The following is a 15573-nucleotide window of genomic DNA, read 5'->3' as shown; positions in this document are numbered from 1 at the left end:
CGATAGCCGAAGCGGAATGCGGACACGCCGCCACGGCTATTGGCGCGAGGCGCGTGCGCTTCAAGGCAGCAAGGACGGCGTCTCTCGCCCGCGCTCGCCGCCCCACGCTGCGGGCGCCAGTGCGTCGAGCTGAACCAGGCCGCCCGCCACGGTCACCAGCCGCAGGGCCTCGGCCGTCGGCAGCATGCGGGTGCTGTAGAGAAAGCGCAGTTGGCAGTCGCCCACCGTGATCGCATCGCCGTTGCCGAGCGGCCGGCTGTCGAGCACCCGTTCGTTGTTGACGCAGGTGCCGTTGCGGCTGCCCAGGTCGGTGAGCAGGTAGCGGTCGCCCGTCCATTCGATGAGCGCGTGCTGCCGGCTCACCTTGTCGCTGTCGATGCACACGCGGTTGCCGGCGGCGCGTCCGATGCTCGTGGACGGGCCGTCGATGTTGATCTGCCGCACGCTGCTGTTGCGTGCCAACACGATGAGTCTGGGCATTCCTCTTCCTGCATTCAATGAACTGCAAGGAGCTTAGCGACGCAGTGCGTGTCCCATGCCTGCAAACAGAAGGATCAATATCCGCCAGTTCCAGCCTCGTCCGCCGCCGCGTGAAGAAGTTGGCACGGCGCCGGCGCGACCCTTCAGCCGGCGTCTTCCAGGCGATCGGTGCGCAGCAGCTGCAGGTTGTCGTTCGCAATGGCGTCCATCGAGCGCGCGGAGTCGACGGACGGTTGGCGCGAAAAAGGACGAAGCAAGACCCTGCCCGCATCCGTCTCCGCCGGAAAGGCCAGCGTGCGCAAGACGGCGTACTCGTGGCGCCGGGCTGCCTCGTGCGGGACCGGCGCCGCATCGCCGAGCGAGGGGTGGCACAACAGCACGTCGCCGCTGCGGCAGGTGGCGATCCATTGCTGCAGCCGTCGCCGATAGGCCTCGGCGCCGCCATCGAAGCCATACACGCCGAGCAGGGCACGGCTGGTCGCGATGCCGCGCTGGGCGGCCAGCGCGCGCAGCCGCCGGCCGCCCAGCGCGAAGATCACGTCGGCTTTCGTCCTCGGCAACGAGTGCGGCGCCGCAGGAGCGGTGGTGCGAAGCCAGGGCGCCGCGATGCCGTATCGCACCGCCAACTCTTCGACCAGCGCCTCCCGCACGACCGGCAACTGGTGCACGTGGCGGTGCCCGTCCACGAAGGCCGGCGGCCGGCCGATCGCGTCCTCGAATCGCGCCAGCTGTTCCCGGATCTGCGCCCGCACCGCGCCGGGACGCAGCAGGCCCAGGTACCCGGCGGCGATCAGGCCCGAAAGCGCAGGTTCCGACGGCGAATCCGAGGGCGGGCGGTTCAGCTCGAGGTGGAGCCCGATGTCGGCGGCGGCCGGGTCGACCTGTCGCGCCTCTGCGGCACCGGACGCCCATGCACCGCGCAGGACCATGCAGGAAGCGGCGCAGATCGCGGCCCGCGCGACGAGATCGAGCACGGCCGCATTGATGCCCTCGCTCATGCCGAAGTCGTCGGCGCAGATGCAGAGGAAGCGATCGCCGCCTGCGTTCACTGCAAGCTCCGCGCTGCGGCTCATGGCAAGACGCGCTCGGTCGGCTGCAGGCAGGCCGGGTCGCCTGTCGCACTGCCGGCAAATTGCCAGACGGCCGTGTCCCCTTCCACCGCCACGAGGCGCGCCTGCGCCAGCCAGGGGAGGACCGCGGGCGCGCCCGACGCGCCGATGAGCCAGGTCGCTTGCGGCACGCACAGCGCTGCAGGGAGCCGGCGCACGTCGACCAGCAAGGCCGCACTGCGCTCGGGGTCGAAGCGGCCAGCCTCGTAGAGCTCCTTGCGCCAGTCGTCGTGCAGGGCCACGGTCGCGGGCGTCCAGTCGGCCGACACCTGCACCGGTTGCTGCAAGCGCCAGTAGAAAGGCAGCTCGTAGTAGTAAGCGCCCAGCATCAGCACCCGGTCCGCCGGCCCCACCGCCTCGCCCGCCGGCAGCCGCAGGCGCTGGCCGGACGGCGCGCTCTGCAGGCCGAGCCACGCGACGCCGGCAATGCAAGCCAGGCCCGCAACGATGGCCGTCGCGCGCGGCGCGGCGGCCCAGCGGCCGCCCTTGCGGCTTGCAGCCAGGGCGGCCGTCGCGATCAGGTACGCGAGCGGCGGCAGCGCCGGCAGCACATAGCCGATCAGCTTGGAGCGCGGCAGCGAGAAGAAGAGGACGATACCGGCGCACCAGGCCCACATCAGCCAGTCCACCTCGGACAGCGGCGCACGCGGGCCGCGCGAGGGGCGCAGCGCAGCGGCCGCCCAGGCGATCCACGGCAGCGTGAGCACCCCGATCACCGGCAGGTAGAACCAGAAGGGATGCTCGCCGTTGAAGCCCCCGCTCGCGAAGCGACGCACATGCTGCGTGAGGACGAAGTAGTCGAGGAAGCCGGGATGGCGCAGCTCCACCGCCGCGAACCAGGGCACCATGATCGCCAGCAGCAGCGCCCACCCCGGCGGCCAGGCCATCAGCCCGGCGAGCCGCGGCCGCCGGATCGCCGCGCACCAGGCCAGGAAGATCAGCCCCGGCAGCACCAGGCCGATCAGGCCCTTGGCCAGCACGCCCAGCGCAGCGAAGACGAAGGCGCCGGCGAGCGCCGAGCGCCAGGCCCCGCCCTGCCCCTTCGACAACGCCGCATGCGCCGCCAGCAGCAGCGTGGCCGAGATGCAGCCCGCGACCAGCATGTCCAGGTTGGCGAACTGCGCCCCGACGTAGAAGAAGGGCATGGTGGCCAGCACCAGGGTGGCCAGGTTTGCGCGGGCCGGGTCGGACCAGCGGCGCAGGAACAGGAAGAGGCCGCCCGACGCCAGCATGGCGCCGACCATCGAGGGCAGGCGCGCCGGCCATTCGGAGGTGCCCAGCAGCCCCATCGCGGCGGCGCTGATCCAGTAGAAGAGCGGCGGCTTGTGGAAGAAGGGCATCCCGTCCAGCCGCGGCACGAGCCAGTCGCCGGAGCGCAGCATCTCGAAGGCGACGCCGGCATAGCGCCCTTCGTCCGGCGACATCAGGGGACGCAGCCAGGCGGTGGCGGCAAGCCAGGAAAAGAGGCAGACCAGGGCCACGCCGGCCTGTGCCCGGCCGAGCGATTCGCGCGCCGCCTTCATGGCTGAGGCGCGTCCAGCCCCTGGCCGAGCACCTTCTTCACCACGTAGAGCGGACGGCCCTTCACCTCTTCGAAGATGCGCGCGACGTACTCCCCGACGATGCCGGTAGAGATCATCTGGATGCCCATGAAGAACATCAGGCTCACCACGATGGTGGTCCAGCCCGACACCGGGTTGCCCACCAGCATGTGCTCGACGACCAGGTAGATGCCATAGAGCAGGGCCGGCAGTGCCAGCAGCAGGCCCACCACACTGACCAGGCGCAACGGCCAGGTGCTGAAGGAGGTCAGACCGTCGATCGCGAGGCTGACCAGGCGCGCGGTGTTGAAGCTGCTCTTCCCCTGCGCCCTCGGGCTCGGGGTATAGGGCAGCGCCACCGCCTTGAAGCCGACCCACGCATACAGGCCCTTCATGAAGCGCGTGCGTTCCGGCAGGCTCAACAGGGCATCGACCACCCGGCGATCCATCAGGCGGAAGTCGCCCGCGTCCTCCGGCAGCTCGAAGCGCTGCGAGGCGTTCACCAGCTTGTAGAAGAGGCGCGTCCCCATGCGCTTGAACGCATGCTCATCGTTGCGCTCCTGCCGCACGGTGTAGACCACCTCGGCTCCGTCCTGCCAGCGCTCCAGCATTTCCGCGATCAGCGAAGGCGAATGCTGCAGGTCGCCGTCGAGCAGCACGACCGCATCGCCGCGGGCCGCCTGCAGGCCCGCGGTGAGCGCGGCCTCCTTGCCGAAGTTGCGAGACAGGCTGATGCAGCGAAATCCCGAGAGCTGGCACCAGGCCTCCGCCACGGCGACGGTGTTGTCGGTGCTGCCGTCGTCGACCACGATGATCTCCCAGTGGAAATGCGTGGCCCACAGCGTCTCCTCCAGGCTCGACAGCAGCGCGTTGAGGTTGGCGCCTTCGTTCAGGCAGGGGATGACGCAGGAGATGCTGCGCACGGTCGGCGCATGCGCCGGCTGCGCGTGAATCGGCGCGTCGGCGCTGGTGCGCGCGACGCTGGCGAGCTCCACGGGGGCACGCGTCACTTTCAGCGGACTGTTCATGGTGCAGCGCTCCTCGCGGCGTCGGGAGGCTCGAAGCCTGCGGCCCTCCGAGGGAAAAGAAACAGGTCGAGGGCCTTCATGCGGAAAGGGGGCCAAATCGCGGGATCGGTCGCATGGCCGCGACTCTAGGTGGCGCTTGTGAAGCCAAGCTGAACGCTGCTTTCAGCTTTGGCAGCGCCTTTGCCGCCGCGCTCCTCAGGCGGCGAGCGTCGCGATGTCGGAGGCGCTCAGTGCGCCGCTGTAGATGCGCAGGTCCTGCATGCGCCCGTTGAAGCGGGGGTCGGCCGCGTACTGCGAGCGGCCGAGCCAGTTCTGGGTGGTGTCGCCGAGCTGGTAGGGCGCGAGCGCGATCGCGTTGTTGCTGCCGGCGGAAACGCCGTCGACGTAGAGCGTGCCGGTGGTGCCCGAGAGCGTCACCGCGAGATGCACCCAGCGGCCGGTGGGCAAGGCGCTTGTCACGACGTTCTGCTCGCCGTACCAGGTGGTGCCGGTGACGGTGAAGCGCATCGAGCCGCCGCTGTCGCGCGGCAGCAGGGCGAGGTAGGCGATGTCGCTGGAGCCGAAGTCGAACACCCGCGCGTTGGTGGCGGCGGCATTCCAGTAGACCCACAGCGCGATGGTGAAGTCGCCGAGCTCGGAGAGAACGCCGGTGGGCAGCGCGAGGTGCCCGCTGCTGCCGTCGAGCGCCAGCGCGCTGCCGCCGCTGCGGCCCGCGCCCCAGCCGGCGCCGCCTTGCAAGCTGCCGTTCTGCCCATGGCCGCTGGCATCGGCAGCTGTGATTCCGCCGGCCGCATCCAGCGGCAGCTGCACGCGCAGCTCGGTGGGCAAGGCCACGCGCGCCACGTTGGACACGGCCGTCTCGCCGCTGCCGCTGACCGCCGTGACGACGTAATACCAGGTGCCATTGCCGGGCGTGTCGGTGCAGGTGCGCGGATCGGTGACGCTGGCGATGGTCGCGAAAGGCCCGCTCGCCGAGCTGCCGCGCTTGACCTTGTAGCTCGTCGCGCCTGCGCTGCCCCACCACGACATCAGCACCTGGCCGGCCGTGGCATAGGCAGTGAGGCCGCTCGGCGGCGTGCCCGCGGCGGCCGGGTCGCGGCTGAAGGTCAGTGTGCCGAAGCTCGGCTGGTCGCCGCCCCATTCGCTGCGCTCAGGACGAATCTGGGCGGCGATGGCGGCCACCCAGGGCGCCGACAGGCCCTTGCGATGGACGTAGTGGTTGTAGATCGATTCCCAGCACGGACGCAGGTTGGGCTGCCCGCCCGTCGACACCACGGTGAAGGTGCCCTGCCTGTTGACGTAGGTGGAAAACGGCGGCGAGTAATACTGGCCGTTGCCGTCCTGCAGGTTCGACTTGGCCACGTACTCGGCGCCTGCGAGGAAGCGGTTGTTCCGGTAGCCGTACAGGTCCTCGCCCTGGTTCCAGGCCATTTCGCACAGCAAGCCGGTCAGGGCCATGCCGAGCGTGGCGTGGCCCTGGTCCCGGCCGCTTTCCTGCCACTGGCCCAGGTAGCCGGGGTGAAGCAGGTAGACGTTGTGCGCCGCTGCGCCGTTGCCGCGACCGGTCTTGTAGTAGGCGATGGCCTCGTCATAGAGATCGATGCGATCGCAGAAGACACCGATGGCCAGGATGCCGCAGACGTTGCAGAGATCCCAGTTGGCCCAGTAGTTGGTGATGTTGGCGCCGTTGTGGTCGCGCAGGAAGCTGTGGCACAGCGGATAGAACACGTCCAGCAGCAGCTTCTGGAAGCGTGCCACGCCCGCGGCCGACCAGCCGGCGTAGCCGCGCATCATCTCGGCCGCATTGGCCCACTGGTAGCCGTAGATGCCGGCGGCGAGGAAGCGGTCGGCATTGCCCGTCAGCGTGGTCATGGTCGAGGACCAGGCATCGAGGTAGGTCACGGCCAGGTCCGCATAGGCGGTGTCGCCGGAGACCTTCCAGCGCAGCGCGAACTGGTAGGCACGCTCCATGTCCTCGACCATGGTGCGGAAGTTCTCGCCATCGCCACCGCGCACCACCGTTGCCAGCGGCACGGGCGCGCGGCCCAATTGGGCGCGGCTGCTGGCGGTCAGCGCATTCCAGCCGTCGAGCCAGGGCTGCGCGCCGGCCGCCACCTGGGTCCGCATGCGCTCGAAGTCGGCGTCGGTGTGCAGCAGGCCGGGATGGGTGAACTTGCGCACCTGTACGCCCGATGCGCTGGCGGGCTCGGATGCGGCGGTTGTGGCATTGGCGACGGCATCGCCCGACGCCGCCGCCGGGGAGGCCGCAGCCGGCGTACCGGTGCCGGTCGCCGTGGCGTTCAGGCTGCCGAATCCGCCTCCGCCGTCTCCGCAGGCCGTGGTCCCCAGGGCCAGGAGGCTCGCCGCGCCAGCGCAGAAAAGGCGGCGATCCAATGAAATCCGCGGGTCGTCGTCGTTCTGCTTGTCCGGCATGTGCTGTGTTCGAGAGGCCCGATGGGCAAAAAGAAACGATCAGCAACATATATGCCAGTCCGCCGAGCCGCAGCGCCCGCCGGTGCACGCATGGGAGCGCGCGCGAATGTGCCGCGAAATGTCGGTCACGGCTCGCAGAAAGCGACGCTGAACGTGGCCTAAGTCGCGTTCCGCGACGGAAATGTCAGCCCTTCGCTGCGCGGCCTCAATGCGCGACCGCGTTTACCGCTCCCGTCCCATAGTCCGCCGCCGGCACCGGGGCGCCGCCCGGCAGCACCTGTACCGCGCAGTACTTGAACTCGGGAATCTTGCCCATCGGATCGAGCGCGGCGTTGGTCATGAGGTTGGCGGCCGCCTCGTAGTAGGCGAAAGGCACGAACACCGCGCCCGCCGGGGTGCCGTCGTCACGGCGAACGTGGATCGCGACTTCGCCGCGGCGGGAGCGGATGGTGATCACGTCGCCGGCCTGCAAGCCGAGCGCATCCAGGTCGCCCTGGTTCATCGAGGCCGTGGCCATGGGCTCCAGGGCGTCGAGCACCGTCGCGCGCCGCGTCATGCTGCCGGTGTGCCAGTGCTCCAGCTGGCGACCGGTGATCAGCACGAAGGGGTACTGCGCATCGGGCCGCTCGTCGGCCGGGATGATGTCGGCGGGCACCAGCTTCACGCGGCCGTCCGCGGTCGGGAAGGTGTCGATGAAAACGGTCGGCTGGCCCGGGTCTTCCTCGCTCAGGCAGGGGTAGGTCACGCTGGACTCGCGCTGCAAGCGCTCCCAGCTGATGCCGCTGATGGCGGCGTGCATGGCCTGTCGCATCTCATCGTAGACCGCGGCGACACCGCACTCCTCGCCTTCGTAGTTCCACGGCAGGCCCATCCTTTGCGCGATCTGCTGAACGATCCACAGATCGGGCTTCGCATCGCCCGGCGGATTCAGCGCACGCTTGCCCAGCTGCACCATGCGATCGGTATTGCTCACCGTGCCGGTCTTCTCCGGCCAGGCGCTGGCGGGCAGCACCACGTCGGCCAGCCAGGCGGTCTCGGTCATGAAGATGTCCTGCACCACCAGGTGCTCCAGGCTTCCCAGCGCATGGCGGGCATGGTTCAGGTCCGGGTCGCTCATCGCCGGGTTCTCGCCCATGATGTACATGCCGCGGATCTTGTGCGGATCGTCATCGGGCGCGAGCGCCTTGTGCATGATCTCGACCACCGTGTAGCCGGGCTTCTCGTCGAGCGGCACGCCCCAGAAGTTCTCGAACCAGGCATGCGCGCCCGGTTCGTCCACCCGCTGGTAGTTGGGGAACATCATCGGGATCAGCCCCGCATCGCTCGCGCCCTGCACGTTGTTCTGGCCGCGCAGCGGATGCAGGCCCGAGCCGGGCTTGCCGATCTGGCCGGTGACCGTGACCAGCGCGATCAGGCAGCGCGCGTTGTCGGTGCCGTGCACATGCTGGCTGATGCCCATGCCCCACAGCACCATGGCGCCCTTGGCGGTGGCGAAGGCCCGCGCCACCTCGCGCAGCGTCTCGGCCGGGATGCCGCAGATCGGCGCCATGGCCTCGGGGCTGTAGCCCTTGACGTTCTCGCGCAGCGCCTCGAAGTTGCTCGCGCGATCGCGCACGAACGCCTCGTCGACCAGGCCCTCTTCGATCACCACGTGGATCAGCGCGTTGAGCATGGCCACGTCGGTGTCGGCCTTGAACTGCAGCGTGCGCCAGGCGTGCCGCCCGATGTCGGTGATGCGCGGATCGGCCAGCACGATCTTCGCGCCGCGCTTGGCGGCGTTCTTCATCCAGGTGGCGGCCACCGGATGGTTGGCCGTGGGGTTGGAGCCGATGACGAAGATCAGCTCCGCGTGCTCCACGTCATTGACCTGGTTGCTCACCGCGCCGGAGCCCACGCCCTCGAGCAGGGCCGCCACGCTGGACGCATGGCACAGGCGCGTGCAGTGGTCGACGTTGTTGCTGCGAAAGCCGGTACGAACGAGCTTCTGGAAGAGGTAGGCCTCCTCGTTGCTGCCCTTGGCGGAGCCGAAGCCGGCCAGGGCCTTGTTCCCGTGCGTGTCGCGCAAGTCCTTGAGCTTGCCGGCCGCGAACGCGAGCGCCTCTTCCCAGCTGGCCTCGCGGAAGGCGTCTTGCCAGTCGCCGGGACGCGGCGCATCGCTGAAGTCCTTGGGCACGCCGGGCTTGCGGATCAGCGGCACGGTCAGGCGCTGCGGATGATGCGCGTAGTCGAAGCCGAAACGGCCCTTGACGCAGAGCCGGCCGTGATTGGCCGGGCCGTCGCGGCCGTCGACGCTGACGATCTTCTCGTCCTTGACGTTGTAGGTGATCAGGCAACCCACGCCGCAGAAGGGGCAGACCGAATCGACCTTGCGGTCGACCTGCTGCGAGCCGATCTGGGTCTTCGGCATCAGGGCGCCGGTGGGGCAGGCCTGCACGCATTCGCCGCAGGCCACGCAGGTGCTGTCGCCCATCGGGTCGTCGAGGTCGAAGACGATCTTCGAGTCGGCGCCGCGCATCGCGTAGCCGATGACGTCGTTGACCTGCTCCTCGCGGCAGGCGCGCACGCAGCGGTTGCACTGGATGCAGGCGTCGAGGTTGACGGCCATGGCGGGGTGGGAGACGTCGGGGGCCGGCTGTTCGCGGCGCAACGCCGCGAGGGCGGGACGGACTTCGACGCCGAGGCGTTGTGCCCAGTCGCTGAGTTCGCCGTGCTGGCCGACGGCCGGCGTGCGCTCGCCCGGGGCCATCTGCCCATCGTTCCACTTGTAGCCCGCCTCCGGCATGTCCGACAGCAGCATCTCGACCACCATCCGCTGGCTCTTCAACGCCCGCTCGCTGTTGGCCTCCACCTCCATCCCGGCGGTGACGTTGCGGCAGCAGCTCGGCGCCAGCACGCGCTCCCCCTTCACCTCGACCACGCAGGAGCGGCAATTGCCATCCGGCCTGAGCCCTTCCTTGTAGCAAAGCCGCGGGATCTCCACCCCGTGCCGCTGCGCCGCCTGAAGAATGCTCTCTCCCTCGAAGGCCTGGACGGCGCGGCCGTCGAGCGTGAACTCGACCGTCTGCGGCATCAGTTCGTTCAGCTTGGCGGGCGCGTTCATTCGATTTCCTGCGGAAAGTATTTCTGGATGCAGCGGATCGGGTTGGGCGCGGCCTGCCCCAGCCCGCAGATCGACGCATCGCCCATCACCTGCGCCAGGTCTTCCAGCGTGGCCTGGTCCCAGACCGGCGCCTCCATCAGCGCCGCGGCCTTGGCCGTGCCGACCCGGCAGGGCGTGCACTGGCCGCAGCTCTCGTGCTCGAAGAAGCGCATGACGTTGCGCGCGGCGTCGCGTGCGCGGTCGTGCCGGCTCAGCACCATGACCGCGGCCGATCCGATGAAGCAGCCATGGGGCTGCAGGGTGTCGAAGTCCAGCGGGATGTCGCCCATGCGGGCCGGCAGGATGCCGCCCGAAGCGCCGCCCGGCAGGTAGGCGTAGAGCTCGTGGCCGTCGAGCATGCCGCCGCAGTATTCGTCGATCAGCTCCCGCACCGTGATGCCCGCGGGCGCGAGCTTGACGCCGGGCTCCTTCACGCGTCCGCTCACGCTGAAGCTGCGCAGCCCCTTGCGCCCGTGGCGGCCGAAGCCGCTGAACCACTGGGGGCCCTTCTCGACGATGTCGCGCACCCAGTAGAGCGTCTCGAAGTTGTGCTCCAGCGTGGGCCGGCCGAACAGGCCGACCTGTGCGATGTAGGGCGGGCGCATGCGCGGCTCGCCGCGCTTGCCCTCGATGCTCTCGATCATCGCGGACTCCTCGCCGCAGATGTAGGCGCCGGCGCCGCGCCGGAGCTCGATGCGCGGCAGCTCGCACGGCGGATCGGCCTTCAGCTTTGCCAGCTCGGCCTCGAGCAGCGAGCGGCAATCGTGGTACTCGTCCCGCAGGTAGATGTAGACGGCTTCGGTGCTCACCACTTGCGCCGCGACCAGCACGCCCTCGAGGAAGCGATGCGGATCGCGCTCCAGGTACACGCGGTCCTTGAAGGTGCCCGGCTCGCCCTCGTCGATGTTCACCGCCATCAGCCGCGGGGCGGGCTGCTCGCGCACGATGCGCCACTTGCGCCCGGCCGGAAAGCCCGCGCCGCCGAGGCCGCGAAGGCCGGAGTCTTCCATGGCCTGGAGCACCGCGTCGGCGTCCTGCTCGCCGTTGACCAGCGCGGCCGCCAGCGCATAGCCGCCGTTGGCCCGGTAGGTGGCGTAGTCGGTGAAGGCGGGCAGCGCCTGCACGGCGTTCGGCGGCGGGGTCACGCTTTTCTCGGTGAAGGCCGCAGGCACGAACGGGCCGGTCTCGCGCGGCGCCGTGGCCGATTCCAGCGCCTGCAGGATCTTGTCCGCGTCGGCCATCGGCACGGCGCGCTGGTGCACCGCCGCGGCGGGTGCCTGCTCGCAGCGGCCGATGCAGGGCGCCGCAACCACGCGCACGTCCTCGCGGCCCGCCGCGCCCAGCAGCGCGGGCAGCCGCGCCAGCAGGTCCTGCGCGCCCGCGAGTTCGCAAGCCAGGCCGTCGCACACGCGCACCGTCAGACCGGGTGCCTGTTCGTCGCCGCGCAGGATCTCGAAGTGGTGATAGAAGGTCGCGACCTCGTAGACCTCGGCCATCGGGATGTTCGTCAGCGAAGCCAGCGCCACCAGGTGGCGGTCGTGCAGGCCGCGGCAGGCGTCGTTGAGCCGGTGCAGGTGCTCGATGAGCAGATCGCGCCGGTACCCGTCGCCGGGCCTCGGGCCGATGAGTGCGCGCACTTCCTCCAGTGCTGCAGCCTCGGGCTGGCGCCCCTTGAGCTTGCTCTTGCGGCGGATGCGCTCGCGCAGCTGCTCAGGGGTGGCGAGAGGGATCGCCGCGATCGTGTGGGGAGAATTCATTGCCTGGTCCGTGGCGACGGAGTGGGTGTGCTTGCCCGACTGTGGCGCGCCTCGCGGTTTTCGGCAAATTGAATCGCCGCATCGGGTGATTCAAGAAAGAAATGAGGGGGTGCCGCGAAGCGCCCCGCTGTGCGCCGCGACTTCCTGCTGCCATTCGGGGCTCTGGATCAGCGCCAACGCTGCCTCGAGGGCGCGCGAAGGCCGTACCGCCGTCTGGGTCATGAAGCCGATGGGCGTGCGCACCTCCGGTGCCACCAGCGGCAGCGCCTCCAGCTGGCCGTGGCTGCGGATGGCATCGACCATGGCGCCGGGCAGCACCGCGCAGACCTCCCCGGTGCCGACGCTGAGCGCCAGGGTCAGCACCGAATTGGTCTCGATGGCAGGCGCCACCGCCACACCCGCCGCCGCGAAGGCCTGGTCGAGGATGGCGCGGTTGTGCATCTCCGGCGTCAGCAGGCACAAGGGCAGCCGGCCCGCCTCGGCCCAGCCGATCGGCTCGCCGATCTGCAGCGCCTGCGTGTGCGCCGAGCGGCGCACCAGGAAGTAATGCTCGATGCTCTGCGGCCAGGCCGTGAGCTTGACCTCGCGCACGTGCATGCGCTCCGTGTAGCCGAGCGCGATGTCCAGCGACAGGCTCTCCAGCCCGGTCTCGAGCTCGACGGAACTCATCGACAGCACGGTCGGCGCGATGCCCGGGTGGCGCGCCTGCAGCCGCCCGGCGAAGCGGGTGAGGATCGGGATCGCCGTGGGCACCGCCGCCATGCGCAGGCTGCCGCGCGGGTGCGCCTCCTCGCTCTTGAGCAGCTGCTGCAGCACCTCGTTCTCGTGCAGCATGCGGTGTGCGGCTGCCAGCACCGCCTCGCCCTCGTGCGTGAGGCCGGCATAGGTGCGCCCGCGCTTGACGATCACCACGCCGAACTCGCCTTCGAGGGCACGCAATGCGTTCGACAGCGCCGGCTGCGTGATGTAGCAGGCCTGCGCGGCCCGGCCGAAATGGCGGTGCTCGCTCAGCGCGACCAGATAGCGCATCGAGGCGAGCAGGTTCATGCGGCGGCGTTCAGGTGTTCTTGCTGACCGTGATGGTCGGGAACTTGGCAGAGAAGTCCTTGGCCTTCTCGGCGATGCCCACTGCGACGCGGCGCGCCACCGCCTTGTAGATGCCGGCCACTTCGCCGTCGGGATCGGCCACCACGGTCGGCTTGCCGCTGTCGGCCTGCAGCCGGATGTTGATGTCCAGCGGCAGCGCCCCGAGGTAAGCCATGTCGTACTGCGCCGCCATCTTCTTGCCCCCCTCGGCGCCGAAGATGTGCTCCACGTGGCCGCAGTTGGAGCACACGTGCACTGCCATGTTCTCGACGATGCCGAGGATCGGCACGCCCACCTTCTCGAACATCTTGATGCCCTTCCGGGCATCGAGCAGCGCGATGTCCTGCGGCGTGGTCACGATCACGGCGCCGGTCATCGGCACGCGCTGCGACAGCGTGAGCTGGATGTCGCCGGTGCCGGGCGGCATGTCGACGATCAGGTAGTCGAGGTCCTTCCAGTTGGTCTGGCGCAGCAGCTGCTCCAGCGCCTGCGTGGCCATGGGGCCGCGCCAGATCATGGCCTCGTCCTGGTCGACCAGGAAGCCGATGGACATCACCTGCACGCCGTGGTTCTCCAGCGGCTCCATGGTCTTGCCGTCCTCGCTCTCGGGCCGGCGCGAGATGCCCAGCATCATCGGCTGGCTGGGGCCGTAGATGTCGGCATCGAGCAGGCCGACGCTGGCGCCTTCGGCCGCCAGCGCGAGGGCAAGATTGGCCGCGGTGGTGCTCTTGCCCACGCCGCCCTTGCCGGACGCCACGGCGATGATGTTCTTGACGTTGGGCATCAGCTGCACGCCGCGCTGCACGGCATGGCTGATCACCCGGGTCGCGATGTTGGCCGAGACGTTCTCGACGCCCGGCACCGCCTTGGCCGCGGCCACCAGCGCCTTGCGCAGCGCGGGAATCTGGCTCTTGGCGGGGTAGCCGAGCTCGATGTCGAAGGAGACCTCGCCCTCGTGGATCTGCAGGTTCTTCAGCGCCTTGGTGCTGACGAAGTCCTTGCCCGTGTTGGGGTCGAGGACGGTCTTGAGCGCTTCGGTGAGCGCCTGGGGTGTTGCTGTCATGGGGACTCCTGATGGAGGTAGTCTAGTGCGGCGCCGAGGCGCGCCCCGCGGGTCGCGGGCTTGACCCCGCGACGAACCTGCAGAGCGCATCGCCACGCGTCTCAGGCGTGCTTGTCGACCAGCCGCACCACCGTGTTCCAGGCGCGCGTGCTCGACGGCGTGCCCAGCAGCCGCTCCAGGAAGGCGTTGGGGCTGCCCGGTGTGTTGCCGACCACGCGGCTGAGACTGAAGGCCTCGCCCGCGGTGGCGCCGAGAACCTCCACGTCCTCCCGCTTCGAGACCAGCGGCAGCGCGGGCAAGGCAGGACGCTTCCCGCCCAGGAAAGTGATGCAGACCTCGTAGACGCCCGCCCTGTCGACGCCGGCGAAAGGATCGGACGCGACAAGCTCGGCCAGGTGGTCCACGCTGCGCAGGAAGCCCGGCTCGCGCAGCCCGCACTCGGCCGCCATGATCTGCGAGGCCTGCGCGAGCACCCGGCGCGCGGCCGTCTTGTTTCGGGCCTCGAAGACCAGCGTGCCGTTGGTCAGGAAGGAAGAGGCGGCGTCGGCGCCTGCCGCGAGAAACGCCGCCTCGAATTGCCCCCGGGTCGGGCAGCGCGGCCGGCCCAGGTTGAGGTTGCGGAAGAAGGCGGCGTGCTTCACGGTTGCCCGTCCCCCGCCTCAGGGCCGAGGCCCCAATTCCTTGAGCAATCGCACGGCGTCTTCCGCGCCTTCGTAGTACCCCGGACTGGAGCCCGACTCCACGAAACCGTGGCGTCTGTAGAACGATCTGGCGGCGGCATTCCCGGCCCTCGCCTCGAGCCGTATCCTGAGGATGCCCGCCACCTCCGCCGTCGCCTCGAGCCACGACAGCAGCGCGGCGCCCAAACCGGCCCGGCGGTGGGTGGCGCGCACCGCGAACAGCAGGATGTGCGCCTCGTCGTCCCCGTATTTCATGAGGGCGAAGCCGAGCAGGCTGCCGCCATGACGGGCCACGACCACGTTGGTCGACGCGTCCCGGATGCACCGCATCACCCGCGCCTGCGTCCAGCGCCACGGGAGCCCGTACTCCACGGCATCGCGGGACAGCTCGGCGATGGCCGGCGCGTCGGCGGCTTGCGCGAGGGTGATGTCGTAGGCGGTGATCACAGGGGGCGGGCACCTTTGCGAAGACTATAGCCTCGCCCGAACGCGCTCAGCCCTCCGGCGCGATGCCGAGCTCCGAGCAGATCCGCGCCGTCAGGGTTCGGAGCGCGGCGACCTCGGCCTCGAGCCGCGCGACATTGAGCTTCAGCGCGGCCACTTCGCCCAGCGAGGCGTCCGCGGTGCCCGCCTCCCGCAGCTCCTGCACGGTCTCGGCCGGCGCGCCGGAAAGAAGATGTGCCCAGCGGCTTTCGCGCGCACCCGGAAGCCGGGCCAGCTTCACGACGAGCGCGCCGGCGGGCCGCTCGGCCAGCTCGTCGAGAAAGGCCTCGACCGAGGAGATATCGGCGAAGTTGTGCATGCGCTCGCTGGCGATGCGCAGTTCGCCGGCAGTCTGCGGGCCGCGCAGCATCAGCACGGTCAGCAGGATGGCCGACTGGGAGGGCACGCGCAGCACGCGCTCGATGTTGTGCTCATAGCGTGAGACGCGCCCGCCGCTGGATTCCATCACCAGGCTGTAGCCCTTCAGGCTGTCCAGCGCGGCCTGCGCATCCGTCTCGGACAGCTCCATCAGCGGATTGCGGCTGGTCTTCTGGTTGCAGCCGGCCACCAGGGTGTTGAGGGTCAGCGGGTAGCTGTCGGGCACGGTGCGCTGCTTCTCGGCCAGCACGCCGAGGACACGGGTTTCGACGGCGGACAGGATCGGCAGGGCGGAGGTCATGGCAGCGGCTCGAAAGGGGGGCCAAAGTGTAAGGCGCCGGGCGCCGCCTAAAATGCCCCTCCCCCACGCCCCACGGCCGCGGCTCCTGTCCGATC

The 15573-nt window shown here is 69.7% G+C and carries 12 protein-coding genes; all 12 read right to left on the bottom strand.

Annotated features, from left to right (window positions below; all coding sequences use genetic code 11):
• Nucleotides 1-60 precede the first annotated feature (60 nt).
• Nucleotides 61-480 (bottom strand): FHA domain-containing protein, encoded by a 420-nt coding sequence (locus J2739_RS15890; protein ID WP_309903311.1) that lies wholly within the window; start codon nt 478-480, stop codon nt 61-63.
• A gap of 143 nt (nt 481-623) precedes the next feature.
• Nucleotides 624-1553: a ChbG/HpnK family deacetylase gene (locus J2739_RS15885; protein ID WP_309903309.1), complete on the bottom strand. Its 930-nt coding sequence runs from the start codon at nt 1551-1553 to the stop codon at nt 624-626.
• A complete protein-coding gene (locus J2739_RS15880; protein WP_309903307.1) occupies nt 1550-3112 on the bottom strand; it encodes a glycosyltransferase family 39 protein in 1563 nt (520 codons plus the stop codon). The genes J2739_RS15885 and J2739_RS15880 overlap by 4 nt, the downstream gene beginning before the upstream one ends.
• On the bottom strand, nt 3109-4158 hold the full coding sequence (locus tag J2739_RS15875; RefSeq protein WP_309903305.1) for a glycosyltransferase family 2 protein: 1050 nt from the start codon (nt 4156-4158) through the stop codon (nt 3109-3111). The genes J2739_RS15880 and J2739_RS15875 overlap by 4 nt, the downstream gene beginning before the upstream one ends.
• Nucleotides 4159-4353: 195 nt before the next feature.
• A complete protein-coding gene (locus J2739_RS15870) occupies nt 4354-6591 on the bottom strand; it encodes a LamG-like jellyroll fold domain-containing protein (RefSeq protein WP_309903303.1) in 2238 nt (745 codons plus the stop codon).
• A gap of 205 nt (nt 6592-6796) precedes the next feature.
• Nucleotides 6797-9691 (bottom strand): formate dehydrogenase subunit alpha, encoded by a 2895-nt coding sequence (gene fdhF / locus J2739_RS15865; protein WP_309903301.1) that lies wholly within the window; start codon nt 9689-9691, stop codon nt 6797-6799.
• A complete protein-coding gene (locus tag J2739_RS15860) occupies nt 9688-11487 on the bottom strand; it encodes an NADH-ubiquinone oxidoreductase-F iron-sulfur binding region domain-containing protein (protein ID WP_309903300.1) in 1800 nt (599 codons plus the stop codon). Before J2739_RS15860 ends, fdhF begins: the two co-directional genes overlap by 4 nt.
• Before the next feature lie 90 nt (nt 11488-11577).
• Nucleotides 11578-12534, bottom strand: coding sequence for a LysR family transcriptional regulator (locus J2739_RS15855; RefSeq protein WP_309903298.1), 957 nt, complete (start codon nt 12532-12534; stop codon nt 11578-11580).
• Nucleotides 12535-12544: 10 nt separating this feature from the next.
• The gene (gene apbC / locus J2739_RS15850; protein WP_309903296.1) at nt 12545-13636 is read right to left on the bottom strand and encodes an iron-sulfur cluster carrier protein ApbC; all 1092 of its coding nucleotides are present in this window, start codon (nt 13634-13636) and stop codon (nt 12545-12547) included.
• A gap of 101 nt (nt 13637-13737) precedes the next feature.
• Nucleotides 13738-14277, bottom strand: a complete 540-nt coding sequence (locus J2739_RS15845; protein ID WP_309903294.1) for a DUF1697 domain-containing protein — start codon at nt 14275-14277, stop codon at nt 13738-13740.
• A gap of 18 nt (nt 14278-14295) precedes the next feature.
• Nucleotides 14296-14763 (bottom strand): GNAT family N-acetyltransferase, encoded by a 468-nt coding sequence (locus tag J2739_RS15840; protein WP_309903291.1) that lies wholly within the window; start codon nt 14761-14763, stop codon nt 14296-14298.
• 46 nt (nt 14764-14809) lie between these two features.
• Entirely contained in the window at nt 14810-15478 is a 669-nt protein-coding gene (locus J2739_RS15835; RefSeq protein ID WP_309903289.1) for a YceH family protein, read from the bottom strand.
• Between the last annotated feature and the right edge of the window lie 95 nt (nt 15479-15573).

This window comes from Variovorax soli, from assembly GCF_031454625.1.
In the GTDB taxonomy this organism is placed as follows: Bacteria; Pseudomonadota; Gammaproteobacteria; order Burkholderiales; family Burkholderiaceae_C; genus Variovorax; species Variovorax soli_A.
This window is presented reverse-complemented; position numbering and strand designations above follow the sequence as displayed.

Bases quoted from the DNA above. Each gene is read 5' to 3' on its own strand.
- J2739_RS15870 (WP_309903303.1), bottom strand. From the start codon at position 6,591: ATGCCGGACAAGCAGAACGACGACGACCCGCGGATTTCATTGGATCGC.
- J2739_RS15835 (WP_309903289.1), bottom strand. From the start codon at position 15,478: ATGACCTCCGCCCTGCCGATCCTGTCCGCCGTCGAAACCCGTGTCCTC.
- J2739_RS15880 (WP_309903307.1), bottom strand. From the start codon at position 3,112: ATGAAGGCGGCGCGCGAATCGCTCGGCCGGGCACAGGCCGGCGTGGCC.
- J2739_RS15875 (WP_309903305.1), bottom strand. From the start codon at position 4,158: ATGAACAGTCCGCTGAAAGTGACGCGTGCCCCCGTGGAGCTCGCCAGC.
- J2739_RS15855 (WP_309903298.1), bottom strand. From the start codon at position 12,534: ATGAACCTGCTCGCCTCGATGCGCTATCTGGTCGCGCTGAGCGAGCAC.
- J2739_RS15860 (WP_309903300.1), bottom strand. From the start codon at position 11,487: ATGAATTCTCCCCACACGATCGCGGCGATCCCTCTCGCCACCCCTGAG.
- J2739_RS15890 (WP_309903311.1), bottom strand. From the start codon at position 480: ATGCCCAGACTCATCGTGTTGGCACGCAACAGCAGCGTGCGGCAGATC.
- J2739_RS15885 (WP_309903309.1), bottom strand. From the start codon at position 1,553: ATGAGCCGCAGCGCGGAGCTTGCAGTGAACGCAGGCGGCGATCGCTTC.
- apbC (WP_309903296.1), bottom strand. From the start codon at position 13,636: ATGACAGCAACACCCCAGGCGCTCACCGAAGCGCTCAAGACCGTCCTC.
- fdhF (WP_309903301.1), bottom strand. From the start codon at position 9,691: ATGAACGCGCCCGCCAAGCTGAACGAACTGATGCCGCAGACGGTCGAG.